Raw genomic sequence first — 17,295 nt, 5'->3', positions numbered from 1 at the left:
GTTAAGCAGGGGCGACCGGTCAGCTGCGATTCAAGGAATTTCGTCGTCCTCTACGTCGAAAGCGGGCGTCTTGCAACCTTTTTTCCAGGCGCTTCCCGGCACCAGCAGCCATCGGTTGCGGTTGGATTGGCCGATGTCGATCGTGCGCGCCGCATCCACACAGGGGCTGACCGCCTTGTCCAGCACGAACACCCAGCGCCGTGCCGGATCCTCCAGCAGCCATGGGCCGGCTTGGGCCCATTGCTCCTGCCACGAATTCTTGAAGCCGAAATCGACGGTGGGTCGATCGCTCTGCAGCAGGTTCTGTTCGCGCCAGGCCACCATGCCCAACTCCGCCTGCGGTCCGATACGCTGGCCGACTCGCTGCATCAGCTTGCGCGCGGAACTGTCGGCGTCCAACGTCGGCGCCAGGCCGAAGCCGTACGCCATCCACAGCAGCGCCGTGACCATTACGGCCGCCACGCCCACACGTCGCAATCGCGCCCACAGGATCACCGCCATCGAGACGGTGCCGAAGATCAGCAGCCACACCAGGAACGTGCGCAAGGTACCTTCGTCGATGTCGCGCTGCATCGCCAAACGGTGCGCCCATTCGCTCGCGCCCAGCAATCCGGACAAAGCCAAGCCGCACGTCGTCAGGGAGAGCGCCAGCAAATAGCCCAGCAGGGTCCGCTGCACGCCGGCACGCCGCATCAATCCCTGCAGCAGAGGCGCGGCCGCCACGCACAGGGCCGGCAGCATGGGAAAAATATAAACTTCGCGCTTGCCGGGACTGGCACTGAAGAACAACAGCACCAGCGCGCTCCATCCCAGCAGCAGCCAAAAGCGCCGGTCGCCACGACGCAGGCGACGCCGCCACGCAGGCAGCAGCCAAGGCAAGAGCAATGCGCCCGGCAGCCACAAAGTCACGATGACCTGCGCGTAGTACCAGAACGGTTGCACATGATGCCAAGCCCCCGCGTAGCGCTTGCCGGTCTGCTTGAGCAGGATCTCGCTTGCGTAGGCCTGGAATGAGGGATCGGAACTGTTGAACACCGCCCACAGCATGGGCACGACCCACACGCCCGCGCCCGCCATGAAACACAGCGCGCCCAGCGCCCAACGCCATCCGCCACGTGCGGACGGCGCAGAAGGAGAAGCTTTGCGGTTCCGCCACGACAGCGCGGCCCAGGGCAACAACACCAGCACCGGAAGAAAACCCACCCCTTTGGTCACCGTCCCCAGTCCGGCGGCAAAGAAGCCCAGCCAGGCTAGCGGCCAATTCGGTCCAAGCAGCAGGTGGCGCAACAACCCGTACAGCGACAAGGTGGTCATCGCCACCAGCACCATGTCGATCTGGCCGCGTTTGGCCTGTAGACCGAACTGCAGGCATACGAACAGCGCCAGCGCTGCGTACTGTCCCGTCCTGCGACTCCACAGGCGTGCGGCCAGGTCGTAGATCAGCCACAGCGTCAGCAATGCGGCCAGCAAGGAAGGCAGCAGGAAAGCGATCCGCCAGTTGCCGATGGCTTCGTACGCGGCCGCCTGCATCCACATGAACACCGGGGGCTTTTCCGCATAGAACTCGCTGCCGCGGTGCGGGAACAGCCACTGTCCGGACTCGACCATATCGCGCGCGGCAAGCACGAAACGCGGTTCGTCGGGCGGAGAAGGGTCGCGCAGGCCCAGGCCGGCCAGCAGACTCAGCGCAATCAGCAGAGACAGCCAGACGAAGGCCGTGCCGAAAATGCGTTGGCGGGAAAACGATGGCACCGTCGGCCTCAGCGGCCGCCGCGGTCGCGTCTCCAGCCCCGGTGCCTGATATCCAGGTAAAGGCTGTAGAAGGCGGTGAAGGCGGGGAACAGATTCTGGATGACGCCCACCGAATCCTGCTTGGCCGAGAACAGGAAGTAGCTCAGCGTCATCAGGCTGCCGACAATGCTCATATACCAAAACAAGCGCGGGATCACCGGCTTGCGCGCCCGCCGCGAAGCGATGAACTGCACCAACCAGCGCGCACCGAACATCAGCGCGCCGACCATGCCGATGACCTTCCATGGGGTCATGTGCAGACCGGTCCAACCCAGCCAGAGGATTTCCTGATTCATCGGATGCATGCCTGCCTCAATACTCCCGCGTGCCGGTATTCTTGCTGCGCCGGATCAGCCAGGCTACGCCGCGCAGGTCTCCGATGCCGACCCAGGCGCGCCCCAGATTGTTGTACTTGGAAACTCCGGTCGAACGCCCGCGGTGACTGACCGGTATGCTGACCGTGCTCCAGCCCGCGCGCTGCATCAACGCCGGCAGATAACGGTGCATGTGATCGAAATAGGGAAGGTCGAGGTATGCCTGGCGCTCGAACAGTTTGATGCCGCAGCCAGTATCGGGAGTATCGTCGCGCAGCATTCTCGCACGGACTGCATTGGCCCACCGCGAAGCCCAGCGCTTGCTCGCGCTGTCCTGGCGATCAACCCGCCAGCCCGCGAACAGCTTGACCGATGGCCCGGCCTGTCCGCGCGCATCCAGCAGCTTGGGGATATCGGCCGGGTCGTTCTGGCCGTCGCCGTCGAGGGTCGCGATCCACGCCGCCCGCGCGGCGCGCACGCCGGTACGGATGGCGGTGCTCTGTCCACTTCGCAGGTCGTGGGCCAACACGCGCAATTCGGGCACGCGATCCTTCAGCTCCAGCAGCCGGCGCAGGCTGTCGTCGCTGGAATGGTCATCGACGTAGACGATTTCGAAGGCCAGCCGAGGACGCAACGCAGCCACGATTTCGTGGACAAGCGGGGCTATGTTGTCGCATTCGTCGAATACGGGCACGACAACGGAAAGTTCGGGGATCGGGGTCGAATTCATGCGGTCATCGGATAGGGCCGGCCATGGCGATTTTCGGCGTATTGACCCATACGCCGATGCAGCTCGGGCACGAACTTCGGAACCCCTGGGGAGATGCCGGCAAGGGTGGAAAAGCCGATGTCGGAAATGCGTCAGAACTTCGTTAGCGGCGCGTTAACCGTTCAGCCCGGAAAGGCCGGCTTTTGACACGGCGCGCACGATGCTGGGAGCATCGCCGTTCGCGCTGGCTTGCGCCCCCTCCTTGGAACCCCGATGCGCCTGCTGGTGATCGAAGACAACCGAAGCCTGGTTGCCAACCTGTTCGAATATTTCGAAGCGCGCGGCCACACCTTGGACGCCGCACCCGACGGAGTCACCGGTCTGCATCTGGCCACCACCCAGACCTATGACGTGGTGGTGCTGGACTGGATGCTGCCGCGCATGGATGGCCGCGAGGTATTGCAACACCTTCGCGCCAGCGCGAATGCCGCCACCCCGGTCATCATGCTGACCGCCCGCGACGAGCTTCCCGACAAGATCGCCGGTTTCCGCGCCGGGGCCGACGACTACCTGACCAAGCCATTCGCCCTGCCCGAGCTCGAAGTCCGCATCGAGGCGTTGATCGCACGCGTGGCCGGCCGCGGCCGCAAGCGGATACTGGAGGTCGAGGATCTGCGCCTGGACATGGCGACACTGGAAGCCACCCGTGCCGGGAAGCCGCTGCACCTGTATCCGGCCTGCCGCAAACTGCTGGAGACGCTGATGCAGGCCAGTCCCGCCGCGGTGAGCCGCGAACGGCTGGAGCACGCGTTGTGGGGCGACGATCCGCCCGACGGCGACATGCTTCGTTCGCACATCTACGAACTTAGGCGCAGCGTCGATGGCCCCTTCCCGGTCAAATTGATTCATACCCTGCCACGGGTCGGCTACAGGCTGGCGGCCATCGCCCGGGATGAACTGGATGGGATCTAGGCCGCTACTGAAGCACCGCATTCTGCAGTGGCTTTTCATCTACGCGGTGTTGCTGTCGGCGGCCGTACTGGCGGGCGGATACATCATCCACGAGCGGGTCGAGCACCTGGCCTGGGAATCGCTGCTGCGTGCGGAGCTGGACTACTACGGGCAACGTACCCAGGCCAACTCCGCCTATCGTTGGCGCGATACCGACACGCTGCGTCTGTTCGGAGTGGCCGGCGCTCCACCGCTACCGGCCGTGCTGGCGCCGTTGGAACCGGGGCTGCACGACGACATGACCCTGGATGGGGTGAGCAGCGTGGTGCTGATCGAACAGATCAACGGAAAGCCAGTGGCGATGGCCCTGAACCTGACCGAGTTCGAAGGTGTTGAGGGCGCCATTACCGCTGCCGTGGCCGCCGGTACGGTCGTGGTGATCCTTATCCTTGGCCTGGTGGTGATGTGGCGGCTGGGGCTGGTGATCCAGCCGCTGGCCATGATGGCCCACCAGGTCGAAGAGCTGAAGCCTGCCCAGCCCGACCAGAAAGTCGTCCTGGATGAAGACGCCAGCGCCGAAATGGTGGTCATCGCCGACGCCTTCAACGACTACCTGCGCCGCAACCAGAGCTTCGTGGAGCGCGAGCATGCCTTCATCGCCAGCTCGAGCCATGAACTGCGCACGCCCATCGCGGTGATCGCCGGCGCCTCCGAGCTGGTCCTGGACCAGGCGGACGTTCCCCCTGCCGCGCGCAATCAAGTGGCGCGCATCCACCGTACCGCGCGTAATGTGGAGCAATTGATCTCGTTGCTGTTGACCCTGGCCAAGGATCCTTCGCGGCTGGCGGACTCGAGCGACCATGTGGCGCTGGACCAATTGCTGCCGGAGATCGTGGAAGACCATCGCTACCTGACGCGCGACAAGGACCTGACGCTGGTGCTGGAGCCGATGCCTCCTTGCGAAATCGTGGCGCCGGTGACCATCGTGCAGGCGGCGATCGGCAACCTGCTGCGCAACGCCATCGAGAACAGCGACCGCGGCCAGATCCGCATCAGCCTGCGCTCCGACGCCACCGTGGTGATCGAGGACCCCGGCCATGGCATGTCGCCGGAGGAAATCAGCGAAATCTACGCGCGCATGGCGCGCGGCGGCGGACGCGACGGCGGAGGCATAGGCCTGGATCTGATCTCGCGCCTGTGCGAACACCTGGGCTGGAATCTCGCGTTCTCTTCAGTGTCCGGCCGCGGCACGCGCACCACCCTGCGCCTGCGCTCGTAGGTCGGGGCTACGCCCCCGACGCTCGGGAAATTTGGGTGCACGTGCGTCGGGGGCGTAGCCCCGACCTACGACCCACGGGTTTCAGTCCGCGCGCGCTTCTTTCGCCAACCGCTCCGCTTCCTGCTCTTGCGCTTCGCGCGCGGTGCGGTCGTTCTCGCGCATTTCGTACCACATGCCGTTGAGGATGGCGAAGCTGGCCGCCAGGCTGACGCCGAGTATCCAGGAGAAATACCACATGGCCTTTCCTCAGTAGGAGTTGTGATTCTGTTCCAGGCTTTCCGGGCTCACCTTGCCGCGCAGCACGCGGTACACCCAGCTGGTGTAGAGGATCACGAGGGGCAGGAACAGACAGGTGACCACCAGCATGACGAACAGCGTCATGTGGCTGGAAGAAGCGTCCCACAGCGTCAGGCTGGAATTGGGATCGGTGGAGGACGGCAGCAGGAAGGGAAACACCGCCACGCCTTCGGTGAGGATGATGCCGGCAATGGCCAGGCCCGAGGCCATGATGGCGGCACCTCCGCGTCCCGCACGCAGCATCAATGCACTGAGCAAAGCGCCCGCCACGCCCAGCAACGGAAAGATCCAGGTCCACGGCATGGTCCGGTAATTCGCCATCCACGCACCCGGCGCGGCGATCGCCTGCTTGCCCAGAGGATTGGAAGCGCCCGCCGCATCGAGCGTGCCGACGATGGAATAGCCGGTCACGCCATTGGCCACCCAGACGCCGGCCAGCACGAACAGCACCGCCGTGGCCAGCGCCGCCAGCGAACCATAGCGACGCGCGCGCGCGGCTACCGGTCCGTCGGTCTTGATCACCAGCATGGCTGCGCCATGGGCGATGAGCATGCTCACGCTGACCAACCCGCACAGTACGGCGAACGGCGACAGCAAGGCGAAGAACCCACCGGTGTAGTAGATGCGCAAGGTGTCGTCGAAATGGAAAGGCGCGCCCAGCAGCACGTTGCCCATCGCCACGCCGAACACCAGCGAAGGCACGAAGCCGCCGACGAACAGCCCCCAGTCCCACACCGCGCGCCAACGCTTGTCTTCCACCTTGCTGCGGAACTTGAAGCCGACCGGCCGCAATATCAGCGCGAACAAGATCAGGAACATCGCCAGGTAGAAACCCGAGAAACTCACCGCGTACAACGCCGGGAACGCCGCGAAGATCGCGCCGCCACCCAGTATCAGCCACACCTGGTTGCCTTCCCAGACCGGGCCGACCACATTGAGGACCAGGCGGCGCTCCGCATCGGTGCGCGCCACCGCCGGCAGCAGCGTGCCCACACCCAGATCGAAGCCATCCATCACCGCGAAGCCGATCAGCAGGATGCCCAGCAGCAGCCACCAGATCAGGCGCAGGGTTTCGTAATCGAGGGGAATAGTGTCCATGCCGCTCTCCGGTCAGGCCGCGGTGGATGAGGCAGTCGCCAGCGGCGCGCCTTCCTGGTTGGGGCGCCGCTCGCCGCCGGGCATATCGTCGGGTCCTTTCAGCACCACCTTGCGCAGCAGGTACACGTCCACCACCGCCAGCGAGGTGTAGATGACCACGAAGCCGGTGAGCGAGATGATGACCTGGTGCAGTTTCAGGCCCGAAGCCGCCAGGAAAGTCGGCAGCACGCCGTCGATGATCCACGGCTGGCGGCCGTATTCAGCAATCAGCCAGCCCGCTTCGATCGCCAGCCACGGCAGCGGCAGGCTGTAGAGCGCCAGCTTCAGGAACCAGCGGTACTTGTCCAGCTTCTGCACGGTGGCCAGCCAGAACGCCAGCGCGAAGAAGGCGATGAAGTAAAAGCCTACCCCGGCCATCAGGCGGAAACTCCAGAACAACGGTGCCACGCGCGGAATGGTGTCGGACGCGGCCTTGGCGATTTCCTGCTCGCTGGCGTTGCCGATGTCTTCGCGGTAGCGCTTGAGCAGCAGCGCGTAGCCCATGTCCTGCCAGTGCAGGTCGAACATGGCCTTGGCGTGCATATCGCTGCGGTCTGCGCGCAACCGCTGCAGGGCCGCATATGCGACCTGGCCGTTGCGGATGCGTTCCTGGGCGCGCACCACCAGCTCGTCGATGCCCGCAATCTCGGTGTTTAACGAGCGCGTGCCGATCAGCCCCATCACCCAGGGGATATGCACGGCATATTCGTTGGTGCGTGTTTCCTGGTTGGGAATGGCGAAGGCGTTGAAGCCGGCCGGAGCCGGTTCGGTCTCCCACATCGCCTCGATCGCCGCCAGTTTCATCTTCTGGTTTTCGCCGGTGACATAACCGCTCTCGTCGCCCAGCACCACCACCGACAGCGACGCCGCCAGCCCGAAACTGGCCGCCACCGCCATCGAGCGCTTGGCCAGATCGACATGCCGGCCGCGCAGCAGATAAAAAGCGCTGATCGCCATCACGAACACCGCGCCCAGCACGTAGCCGGCGCTGACCGTGTGCACGAACTTGGCCTGCGCCACCGGATTGAACAGCACGGCCGCGAAATCGTTGACTTCCATGCGCATGGTGGCCGGATTGAATTCCGCGCCGACCGGGTACTGCATCCAGCCGTTGGCGATCAGGATCCACAGCGCCGAAAAATTGGTGCCCAGCGCCACCAGCCAGGTCACCATCAGGTGTTTGACCTTGGACAGCTTGTCCCAGCCGAAGAAGAACAGGCCGACGAAGGTGGCTTCCAGGAAGAACGCCATCAGGCCTTCGATGGCCAGCGGCGCGCCGAAAATGTCGCCTACGTACTGGCTGTAGTAGGACCAGTTCATGCCGAACTGGAACTCCATGACGATGCCGGTGGCCACGCCCATGGCGAAGTTGATGCCGAACAGCGTGCCCCAGAACAGGGTCATGCGCCGCCAGATGTCGCGCCCGGTCATCACATAGACACTCTCCATGATCGCGATCATGAAGGACAGGCCCAGGGTGAGCGGCACGAACAGGAAGTGGTACATCGCAGTCAACGCGAACTGCAGGCGCGACAGCTCTACGACGCTCATGTCCGGCATGGGGGGCGACTCGGCATGGAGGTGCATCCATTGTAGCGCCTCAGAGAGGCAACCTTCGGCCGGAACTAGACCATGCCCTTTCGGCCGCCGCATTGATCTGGATCAACGCAGCGCGGGCGCGCCCAAGGGATCATCCGCGCCGACAAGCCGAGGAGCGGACTGCATGCAAGGCGTCCAGGGGACCTACAACGACAAAGTGGTACGGCAGTTCGCGGTGATGACCGTGGTCTGGGGGATCGTGGGCATGCTGGTGGGGGTGATCATCGCCGCCCAGCTGTACTGGCCCGCGCTCAATTTCGACCTGCCCTGGTTCAGCTATGGCCGCCTGCGGCCGTTGCACACCAATGCGGTCATTTTCGCCTTCGGCGGTTGCGCGCTGTTCGCCACCAGCCTGCACATCGTGCAGCGCACCTGCCATGTGCGGCTGCTGTCGGACAAGCTGGCCGCCTTCGTGTTCTGGGGCTGGCAGCTGGTGATCGTGGCTGCGGCCATCACCCTGCCGATGGGCCTGACCCAGGGCAAGGAATACGCCGAGCTGGAGTGGCCCATCGACCTGCTGATCACGGCGGTCTGGGTGGCCTACGGCGTGTTGTTCTTCGGCACCATCGCCAAGCGCAACGTCAAGCACATCTATGTGGCCAACTGGTTCTACGGCGCCTTCATCATCGCCATCGCGCTGCTGCACATCGTCAACAGCATCGCCATCCCGGTGGGCCTGGCCAAGTCCTACCCGGTCTACAGCGGCGCCGTCGATGCCATGGTGCAGTGGTGGTACGGGCACAACGCGGTGGGTTTCTTCCTGACCGCCGGCTTCCTGGGAATGATGTACTACTTCGTGCCCAAGCAGGCCGGACGCCCGGTGTATTCCTACCGGCTGTCCATCGTGCACTTCTGGGCGCTGATCGCCGTGTACATGTGGGCCGGACCGCACCACCTGCATTACACCGCGCTGCCCGACTGGGCGCAGTCGGTGGGCATGGTGTTCTCGCTGATCCTGCTGGCGCCGTCCTGGGGCGGCGCGCTGAACGGCATCCTGACCCTGTCGGGCGTGTGGCACAAACTGCGCACCGATCCGATCCTGAAATTCCTCATCGTGGCCATCAGTTTCTACATGATCGCCACCTTCGAGGGACCGATGATGTCGATCAAGACGGTCAACTCGCTTAGCCATTACACCGACTGGACCGTGGGCCACGTGCACGCGGGAGCGCTGGGTTGGGTGGCGATGATCTCCATCGGCTCGATCTACGCGCTGCTCCCGCGCCTGCTGGGCCGCGAACGGATGTACTCGGTGAAGATGATCGACGCGCATTTCTGGATGCACACGCTGGGCGTGGTGTTCTACATCGCTTCGATGTGGATCGCCGGCGTGATGCAGGGGCTGATGTGGCGCGCCACCAACGACGACGGCACCCTGACCTACAGCTTCGTCGAGGCGCTCAACGCCACCTATCCGTACTACCTGATCCGCCTGGGCGGCGGACTGCTGGTGCTGTCCGGCATGGGAATGATGGCGTGGAACACCTGGAAGACCTACCGGGCGGCGGTCGCGCTGGCGCCACAGCCGATCCTGCCGGTGGACGTGTCGGAAGCAAAGGCCTGAGGAACTGACGTGAGCGACAAGAAACCCCACAACGCAAATGCCAACGGCCACGAGAAGATAGAGAAGAACGTCGGCCTGATGGCGGTCCTGATCGCCGTGGCGGTGTCCTTCGGCGGTCTGGCCGAAATCGTGCCGCTCATGCACCAGGCCGAGGCCATCGAGCCGCTGGAAGGCGTCAAGCCCTACCCGGCGCTGCAGTTGGCCGGGCGCGATGTCTACGTGCGCGAGGGTTGCTACAACTGCCACTCGCAGATGGTGCGCACCCTGCGCTTCGAAAGCGAACGCTACGGCCACTTCTCGCTGGCCGGGGAATCGGTCTACGACCGCCCGTTCCAATGGGGCAGCAAGCGCACCGGGCCCGATCTGGCGCGCGTGGGCGGGCGCTATTCCGACGATTGGCACCGCGTGCACCTGGCCAATCCGCGCGACGTGGTGCCCGAGTCCAACATGCCGGGCTTTCCCTGGCTGGAAGACAGTCCGGTCGATGGCGCCACCGTGGCCAGGCGCATGCGAGCGCTGCAGACCCTGGGCGATCCGTATTCGGACAAGGAAATCGCCGCCGCCGCGCAAGAGGTGAACGGCAAGAGCGAACTCGATGCGGTGGTCGCCTACCTGCAGGCGCTCGGCCGACACGCACCAAGGGGAGGCTGAGGCATGTTGTCCGGAATCGTGACCGCTGTGTTGCTGGTGCTGTTCGTCGTCGGCTGGGCATGGGCGTGGCGTCCCGCGCGCAAGGCCGATTTCGATGCCGCCGCCTCGCTGCCGCTGGAAGACAACGAGGGGGAAAGCATCCGATGAGCCATTCATGGTCGTGGTATGTGATCGTATTGGTGGTGCTGAACATCGCAGGTTGCGTGTGGCTGCTGTGGTGGACCGCGCGCCGCAGGCCCGGCGACCCGGCGCCCGAGGACACCAGCCACGTCTGGGACGGCGATCTGACCGAATACAACAAGCCCCTGCCCCGTTGGTGGATCAACCTGTTCTACCTCACCATCGTGTTCGGTATCGGCTATCTGGCGTGGTACGGCGGTCTCGGCGGTTTCCGTGGTTACGGCAAGTGGTCCTCCGCTGGCGAACACGCGCTGGACAAGTCGCGCGAGGAAGCCAAGCTGTCCCGGACTTTCGCACCTTACGAAGGCCAGCCGCTGCCGGTCCTGGCGCACGACCCGAGGGCGAGAGAACTGGGGCGCTCGATCTTCAGCAACAGCTGCGCTACTTGCCATGGCTCCTCGGCCGAGGGCGCCATCGGCTATCCCAACCTGACCGACGACATCTGGCATTGGGGCGGCGAGCCCGAGCAGATTCTGCAAACGGTGCTGGACGGGCGCGAGGGAGTAATGCCCGAATGGGGCAAGGTGCTGGGCAACATGGATGGACCGGACGCGGTCGATTACACCGTCGCCTACGTGCGTACCCTGCCCTATCCCGAATCGCTGCAGAAGGATTACCTGGCGACCCGCGGCAAGAAGCTCTTCGAAGGCGTATGCGCGGCCTGCCATGGCGTCAACGGCAAAGGCAATCCGGAACTGGGCGCACCCGACCTGACCGACGACTACTGGATGTACGGCAGCAGCAAGGAAAGCCTGGCCAAGACCATCAACGAAGGCCGCCACGGGCAGATGCCGGCGCACCGCGCGGTGCTGGGCGAGACCCGCGCGCGACTGGTGGCCGCCTATGTCTGGTCGCTGTCGAACAAGCCGCAGAGCACGGCCGGGGGCGGCAAGCCATGACGGATTTCTCCGAACCGCGTTTCGACCATCCACCGCGACCGCTGGCACAGCGCGCAGGGGCCATCCTGTGGCCCAGTTTCTTCAGCGCCGGCGTGTGCACGGTGGTGTTCTTCGCGTTCGTCGATCCGCTGGCGTTGCGCGACCTGACCTTTCCCGATCTGCCGATCACCCGCGAACTGGGCTACACCGTGGGTTTTTTCATGTTCTGGGCGGCCTCGGCGGCTTCCAGCCTGTTCACCTGGATCCTGCTGCGTCCGTCCAGCCGTTTCAACCGCGCACTGCCGCCGGATTGAACGGAACGCCCGCGATGCCTGCCTCCTGCAGCGATTGTTGCGACCTCACCACCTTGTGCGCGCCTTGCCTTGCCGCAGTGCGCCGCTTCCGCCACGCCGGCCGTCACGCCGGTGAAGCCAACCCCGTGATGCATCCAGACTGCTTTCCTCCTGCCGTTTCTTCTCCCGCCCGTTCCCGCATCTGCCTACCCGCCTGTGCCTGCAAGCCTGCGCAGGCCCTCGATGGGGAAGCGGCATGAGCCGCCGCATCCCGCTGGACATGGTGGACGAAGGCGGCAACTCGTTCTACGTCAGCGAACGCAAGATCTACCCGCGCGATATATCGGGCCGCCTGAACCGCCTGCGGGTGGCCGCGGTGTTCTGGCTGCTCGGCATGTTCTATGTGTTTCCGTGGCTGCGCTGGGATGGCCGTCAGGCGGTGCTGTTCGACCTGCCGGCGCGCAAGTTCCACGTATTCGGGCTGACCTTCTGGCCGCAGGACTTCCTGTTCCTGGCGCTGCTGCTGATCATCGCGGCCATGGCCCTGTTCTTCTTCACCGCACTGGCAGGACGCCTGTTCTGCGGCTATGCCTGCCCGCAGACGGTATGGACCGAAGTGTTTCTGTGGATGGAGCGCTGGACCGAAGGCGACCGCGGCAAGCGCATGAAGCTGGACGCAGGTCCGTGGAACCGGGAGAAGATGCTGCGCAAGGGCGGCAAGCACTTTATCTGGCTGGCGTTCGCGTTGTGGACCGGCTTTACCTTCGTCGGCTTCTTCACTCCCATCGCTGAGCTGTGGGCGCGCGCATGGCCTTTCGCCTGGAGCGGTTGGGAAACCTTCTGGGTGCTGTTCTACGCCATGGCGACCTGGGGCAACGCCGGGTTCCTGCGCGAGCAGGTATGCAAATACATGTGTCCCTATGCCCGCTTCCAGAGCGCCATGTTCGACCGCAATACCCTGATCATCGCCTACGACCCGATGCGCGGCGAGCCGCGCGGCCCGCGCAAGCGCGGCCTAGGCAGCGTGCTGCAACGCGCGCGCGGCCTGCTGGACAAGATCACCGCCTACGACTACGTGTTCCGCGCCAACCAGCATCCCACTGCCGCCGACAACCGTCTGCAGGCGCACGGCACCATCACCTTCGCCGGGGCCGGCGTGGTGGCCGAACCGCTGCCGAAGTTCGCGCCCGACCAATTGGGCGACTGCATCGACTGCACCATCTGCGTACAGGTCTGCCCGACCGGCATCGACATCCGCAACGGCCTGCAATACGAATGCATCGCCTGCGGCGCCTGCATCGACGCCTGCGACGAAGTCATGGACAAGATGGGCTACGAAAAGGGGTTGATCCGCTACTCCACCCAGAACGCCATCGACGGCAAGCGAACGCGCGTGGCGCGCCCGCGCATCTTCGTCTACGGCACGATCCTGCTGGCGCTGGTCGGCGGTTGGGCCTGGGGCGTGACGCACCGCAGCGAGCTGATCGCCGAAGTACTGCGCGACCGCAACGCGCTGTACCGCGAAGCCGGCGATGGCCGCATCGAGAACCATTACGTGCTCAAGCTGATCAACAAAGACCGGCAAGCGCATCGCTACCGCATCCGCCTGGAGTCGGCGACGCCGTCCATCGCCCTGCGCGATGGAGAACAGATCGTGCAGGCCAACGCCGAACAGGTGCTGTCGCTGCCGGTCATCGTCGCTGCTCCCGACTCTATCGGCGGCCGCCACGAGGTGCGCTTCCATGTGGAGAACGTGGACGGCACCGCCGCCAGAACCATCGACAGCAGTTATTTCGGGCCGGTGCGATGACCAACAGCAAAAGCTTCTGGCGCGAACCCATGGTCTGGCTCGTGTTCGGGTTGCCGCTGGCCTCGATCGTGGCCGGGGTGACGCTGGTGGTGATCGCAGTGCGCTCCGGTGGCGCCGACACCGTCAGCGACCAGGTGCAGCGCGTGGCGCAGGTACAGACCGCCGATCTGGGCATGGACAACGTGGCCAGCCAGCGCAAGTTGAGTGCGGTGCTGCGCGCCCAGGACGGGGTGATCGAAGTCCTGCCGGCCACCGGCGATTTCGACCACACCCAACCGCTGCGCCTGGTCCTGGCGCATCCCTCGCAGGCCAGCGCGGACCTGCACATCGAACTTGCGCCCAGCGCACTGGGTTGGCGCGCGGACGCCCCGCTGGATTCCTCCCACGATTGGAGCCTGCAACTGCTCCCCATCGACAGTAGCTGGCGCCTGCGTGGACGCCTGCTCAAACGGCAGCAAGCCGCCCGCCTGGCTCCCGCCGTCGCCGGCCGGTAGCCGACGCATGGACGCATCCCGCTCGCCAGGCTGCTACCACTGCGGCGAGCCGCTGTCGGCATCGCCGGTCCGCATGAGCCTTCAGGGCCAGGACCAGTCGTTCTGTTGCAATGGTTGCGCAGCGGCGGCCGAATGGATCGGCCATGCCGACCTGGGCGATTACTACCGGCTGCGCAGCGCGCAAGCCGCACGGGTCGGCACCGAGCCGCTGGACCTGTCCATCTGGGATCGGGAGGAACTGCTCGATGGGCACAGCCACCGCATCGAAGGTGGCCGCGAGATCATCCTGCTGACCGATGGCATGCGCTGCGCGGCCTGCGCCTGGCTGATCGATCGCGCACTGTGCCGTGAAACCGGGGTGATCGACAGCACCGCCAATGCCGTGACCGGCCGCATCCGCATTGCCTGGGATCCGCAGCGCACGCCGCTGTCCCGGTTGCTGCATCGAATCGCTATGCTGGGCTATCGGCCCTACCTGGCAAGCGGCGAGGCCCGCGAACAGGCCCGTCTGGCCGAACGCAAACGCTGGCTGATACGGCTTGGCGTGGCCGGGCTGGGCACGCTGCAGGCGATGATGCTGGCCGAGGCCTTGTACCTGGATACCCGCCACACCATGCCGGTACCGACGCGGGATTTCTTCCGCTGGCTTACCTTCCTGGTGTCCACTCCCGTGGTGTTCTATTCCGGCTGGCCGTTCCTGGCCGGCGCCTGGCGCGAACTGCGCAATCGCTATCTGGGCATGGATACGCTGATCGCCACGTCGATCCTGCTGGCCTACTTCGCCAGTCTGTGGGAAACCCTGCGCGGCGGTACCCACGTCTGGTACGACGCGGCGGTGATGTTCGTGTTCCTGCTGCTGGCCGCGCGCATGCTGGAACAGCGCGCGCGCAACATCGCCACCGCCCAGGTCGACGCGCTGGCCCGGGCACGGCCCGCATTCGCCACCCGCGAGATCGATGGCGGCGTGCGCGAAACGGTGCCGGTCAGCGCGCTGCGCGCCGGCGAAGTGGTGCGCATCGCCGCCGGCGACAGCGTGCCGGCCGATGGCGTGCTTCTGGAAGGAGAAGCTTCGTTCGAGGAAGCATTGCTCACCGGCGAATCGCTTCCGGTCGGCAAGACCGCAGGGGCCATGGTGTATGCCGGCACCACCTGCCGCGAACGCCCCGCGCGGGTACGGATCACCGAAACCGGCAGCGCCACCCGCCTGTCGCAACTGTCGCGTCTGGTGGATCAGGCGCAGGCCCACCGGCCCCGCGTGGCGCAGCGCATGGATCGCATCGGCCACCACTTCGTCATCGCGCTGCTGCTGTGCGCCACGGCGGTGTATGCGTACTGGCATTTCCATGCGCCCGAGCGCGCCTTCGAGGTCACCCTGGCTTTGCTGGTGATCAGCTGCCCGTGCGCTTTGTCGCTTTCGGTTCCCGCTGCGCTGGCCGCCGCGCACGGCACGCTGTCCCGGCTCGGCGTGCTTTCGACCCGCGCCAACGCGCTGGACACGCTGGCGCGCGCGACCGATATCGTGTTCGACAAGACCGGCACCTTGAGTGGGGCGCGACCCGGGCTGGAGGAAGTGGAAACCTTCGACGGCTTCGAAGCGCCACGCGCACTGGCCATTGGCGCGGCGCTGGAACGCGACAGCGGCCACCCCATCGCCGCCGCTTTTCTATCGGCGTATCCGACCGGGGTTGAGAGTGCGGACGAAGTGGAGACGGTTCCGGGACGCGGAATCTCGGGCAGGATCGACGGCGCGTACTGGCGATTGGGACGCGCGGATTTCGCCGCCGGCCGCGAAGACGATGGCCACCTCTGGCTGGGCGATGGGACTCGCGGCAAGGCCCGCTTCACCCTGAGGGAAGTCCCGCGCCCCGATGCGCATGCCGCACTGCAGGCATTGCGCGCACAAGGACTTGTCGTGCACCTGGCCAGTGGCGACGGCGAAGCGGCGGTGCAGCGGTTGGCCGATACGCTGAAGATCGCCGACGCCCATGCCCGGCAATCGCCCGAAGACAAGCTGGCGCTGGTGCGTGCCCTGCAGGCGCAGGGGCGCATCGTGGCCATGGTCGGCGACGGCCTGAACGATGCCCCGGTGCTGGGCGGAGCGGACGTGTCCATCGCCATGGGCGAAGGCGCGCCGCTGGCCCAGCGCGCTGCCGATCTGGTGATGACCGGATCTACCCTGCAGCGCCTTCCGGCCGCCATCGCCCTGGCCCGGCGCAGCCGGCGGGTGATCGCACAGAACCTGAGCTGGGCCGTCGGCTACAACCTGCTGGCCTTGCCGCTGGCGGCGGCAGGCTGGGTCACGCCATGGCTGGCCGCCCTGGGAATGGCGCTATCCTCGCTGGCCGTCACGCTCAATGCGCTGCGCCTCACCCGCCTGACGCCGGAAAGGACTTCGCAATGAACAGTCTGCTGCTGCTGGTACCACTGAGCCTGGTACTGCTGGGGCTGGCCATGTGGGCTTTCGTTGCCGCGGTGCGTGGCGGCCAGTTCGACGACCTGGATACGCCCGCGCTGGACATCCTGCGCGACGAAAAAAACGACGCAGCGAACAACGCAGCGAACGCCACGCCGGAACGGGAAGCCACCGATGCCGATTGACTGGCCCGTGCTGCTTGCCGCGCTGCTGAGCGGTTTGCTGGGTGGCTTGCATTGCGCGGCGATGTGCGGGGGCATCGCCACAGGGTTTTCCGCGCTTTCGCCGCAGGGCGGCTGGCAGCAGGCGATGCAGGTGAATCTGGGCCGTGTGGGCGGCTACGTGCTGGCTGGAGCACTCGTCGGTGGTGTTGGAAGCGGCCTGCTGCAACTGTGGCGCGTCGATGCGCTGGTGCTGGGTCTGCGCGTGGCCGTCGGTCTGGTGCTGGTGCTGGTGGCGCTGCGCCTGTTCGGCCAGGGTAGCCGTCTGACCTTTCTGCCGCGCGCGGGTGCGCATTTCTGGCGCCTGCTGCAACCCTTGCAGCAGCGTCTGCTGCCCGCCGACCGCGCATGGCGGCGGATCGCACTGGGCATGCTGTGGGGTTGGCTGCCCTGCGGGCTCAGCATGAGCCTGCTCACGGCCGCGTGGCTGCAGGCCAACGCCCGCGATGGAGCGTTGACCATGGCCGCCTTCGGGCTGGGCACGCTGCCGATGATGATTCCCCTGACCTGGTCGGGCACCCGCCTGGGTCGCTGGCAGCAGCGCCCTGGCTTGCGCAGGGCGGCCGCGGGCTTCGTGCTGCTGGCCGGGTTGATCACCCTGGTTTCGCCCTGGCTGATGCAGGTGCCCGCACTGAAAGAGGCGCTGGTGGCGCTGGGGTGCGCGCCCCTGCCACCATGACCCGCATGCATGCAATCGATAACGATGACGCCGGT

The 17,295-nt window shown here is 65.6% G+C and carries 18 protein-coding genes; 12 read left to right on the top strand and 6 right to left on the bottom strand.

The window, feature by feature from the left end:
* Nucleotides 1–30: 30 nt before the first annotated feature.
* From BLR66_RS10530 to BLR66_RS10520, 3 genes are read right to left on the bottom strand one after another with little or no spacing between them, the layout of a single operon-like run.
* Entirely contained in the window at nt 31–1,728 is a 1,698-nt protein-coding gene (locus BLR66_RS10530) for an ArnT family glycosyltransferase (protein WP_255402583.1), read from the bottom strand.
* Nucleotides 1,729–1,760: 32 nt separating this feature from the next.
* Entirely contained in the window at nt 1,761–2,096 is a 336-nt protein-coding gene (locus BLR66_RS10525; protein ID WP_093285566.1) for a lipid-A-disaccharide synthase N-terminal domain-containing protein, read from the bottom strand.
* A 7-nt stretch (nt 2,097–2,103) separates the two neighbouring features.
* The gene (locus BLR66_RS10520) at nt 2,104–2,835 is read right to left on the bottom strand and encodes a glycosyltransferase (protein ID WP_093285562.1); all 732 of its coding nucleotides are present in this window, start codon (nt 2,833–2,835) and stop codon (nt 2,104–2,106) included.
* A gap of 252 nt (nt 2,836–3,087) precedes the next feature.
* Here BLR66_RS10520 and BLR66_RS10515 point away from each other — a divergent pair, with 252 nt between their 5' ends.
* Complete coding sequence (locus BLR66_RS10515; protein WP_093285557.1) at nt 3,088–3,786, top strand: response regulator transcription factor; 699 nt, start codon at nt 3,088–3,090, stop codon at nt 3,784–3,786.
* Nucleotides 3,776–5,044, top strand: a complete 1,269-nt coding sequence (locus tag BLR66_RS10510) for a sensor histidine kinase (protein ID WP_093285552.1) — start codon at nt 3,776–3,778, stop codon at nt 5,042–5,044. The genes BLR66_RS10515 and BLR66_RS10510 overlap by 11 nt, the downstream gene beginning before the upstream one ends.
* An 81-nt stretch (nt 5,045–5,125) precedes the next feature.
* Here BLR66_RS10510 and cydX read toward each other — a convergent pair whose 3' ends face one another.
* Genes cydX through BLR66_RS10495 form a run of 3 tightly spaced genes read right to left on the bottom strand, consistent with a single transcriptional unit; the run spans nt 5,126 to nt 8,038 of the window.
* Nucleotides 5,126–5,281 carry a cytochrome bd-I oxidase subunit CydX gene (cydX, locus tag BLR66_RS10505; RefSeq protein WP_093285548.1) on the bottom strand — a complete coding sequence of 52 codons (156 nt, stop codon included), beginning with the start codon at nt 5,279–5,281 and terminating at the stop codon, nt 5,126–5,128.
* A gap of 9 nt (nt 5,282–5,290) precedes the next feature.
* Nucleotides 5,291–6,439 carry a cytochrome d ubiquinol oxidase subunit II gene (gene cydB, locus BLR66_RS10500; RefSeq protein WP_093285543.1) on the bottom strand — a complete coding sequence of 383 codons (1,149 nt, stop codon included), beginning with the start codon at nt 6,437–6,439 and terminating at the stop codon, nt 5,291–5,293.
* A gap of 12 nt (nt 6,440–6,451) precedes the next feature.
* A complete protein-coding gene (locus BLR66_RS10495; protein ID WP_093285540.1) occupies nt 6,452–8,038 on the bottom strand; it encodes a cytochrome ubiquinol oxidase subunit I in 1,587 nt (528 codons plus the stop codon).
* Between the two features lie 163 nt (nt 8,039–8,201).
* On the opposite strand from BLR66_RS10495, the gene ccoN reads away from it, so the two are divergent.
* The 10 genes from ccoN (at nt 8,202) to BLR66_RS10445 (ending at nt 17,260) form a co-directional block, all read left to right on the top strand.
* Entirely contained in the window at nt 8,202–9,641 is a 1,440-nt protein-coding gene (gene ccoN, locus BLR66_RS10490) for a cytochrome-c oxidase, cbb3-type subunit I (protein ID WP_093285535.1), read from the top strand.
* 9 nt (nt 9,642–9,650) lie between these two features.
* Nucleotides 9,651–10,292 carry a cytochrome-c oxidase, cbb3-type subunit II gene (gene ccoO / locus BLR66_RS10485; protein WP_093285531.1) on the top strand — a complete coding sequence of 214 codons (642 nt, stop codon included), beginning with the start codon at nt 9,651–9,653 and terminating at the stop codon, nt 10,290–10,292.
* A 3-nt stretch (nt 10,293–10,295) separates the two neighbouring features.
* Nucleotides 10,296–10,439, top strand: coding sequence for a cbb3-type cytochrome oxidase subunit 3 (locus tag BLR66_RS10480; RefSeq protein ID WP_093285526.1), 144 nt, complete (start codon nt 10,296–10,298; stop codon nt 10,437–10,439).
* Nucleotides 10,436–11,371, top strand: a complete 936-nt coding sequence (ccoP, locus tag BLR66_RS10475; RefSeq protein ID WP_093285521.1) for a cytochrome-c oxidase, cbb3-type subunit III — start codon at nt 10,436–10,438, stop codon at nt 11,369–11,371. Before BLR66_RS10480 ends, ccoP begins: the two co-directional genes overlap by 4 nt.
* Nucleotides 11,368–11,664 carry a hypothetical protein gene (locus tag BLR66_RS10470; protein ID WP_093285517.1) on the top strand — a complete coding sequence of 99 codons (297 nt, stop codon included), beginning with the start codon at nt 11,368–11,370 and terminating at the stop codon, nt 11,662–11,664. The genes ccoP and BLR66_RS10470 overlap by 4 nt, the downstream gene beginning before the upstream one ends.
* A 235-nt stretch (nt 11,665–11,899) precedes the next feature.
* Nucleotides 11,900–13,453, top strand: a complete 1,554-nt coding sequence (locus BLR66_RS10465) for a 4Fe-4S dicluster domain-containing protein (protein WP_093285512.1) — start codon at nt 11,900–11,902, stop codon at nt 13,451–13,453.
* Nucleotides 13,450–13,947, top strand: coding sequence for a FixH family protein (locus BLR66_RS10460; protein ID WP_093285507.1), 498 nt, complete (start codon nt 13,450–13,452; stop codon nt 13,945–13,947). The genes BLR66_RS10465 and BLR66_RS10460 overlap by 4 nt, the downstream gene beginning before the upstream one ends.
* Before the next feature lie 7 nt (nt 13,948–13,954).
* Entirely contained in the window at nt 13,955–16,348 is a 2,394-nt protein-coding gene (locus BLR66_RS10455; RefSeq protein ID WP_093285502.1) for a heavy metal translocating P-type ATPase, read from the top strand.
* A complete protein-coding gene (ccoS, locus tag BLR66_RS10450; protein WP_093285498.1) occupies nt 16,345–16,545 on the top strand; it encodes a cbb3-type cytochrome oxidase assembly protein CcoS in 201 nt (66 codons plus the stop codon). Before BLR66_RS10455 ends, ccoS begins: the two co-directional genes overlap by 4 nt.
* Entirely contained in the window at nt 16,535–17,260 is a 726-nt protein-coding gene (locus BLR66_RS10445; RefSeq protein ID WP_093285495.1) for a sulfite exporter TauE/SafE family protein, read from the top strand. The genes ccoS and BLR66_RS10445 overlap by 11 nt, the downstream gene beginning before the upstream one ends.
* Nucleotides 17,261–17,295: the final 35 nt, after the last annotated feature.

The organism is Pseudoxanthomonas sp. CF125 (assembly GCF_900104085.1).
GTDB lineage: Bacteria > Pseudomonadota > Gammaproteobacteria > Xanthomonadales > Xanthomonadaceae > Pseudoxanthomonas_A.
Note: the sequence above shows the minus strand (reverse complement) of the source record. Positions and strands in the feature narration are given on the sequence as shown.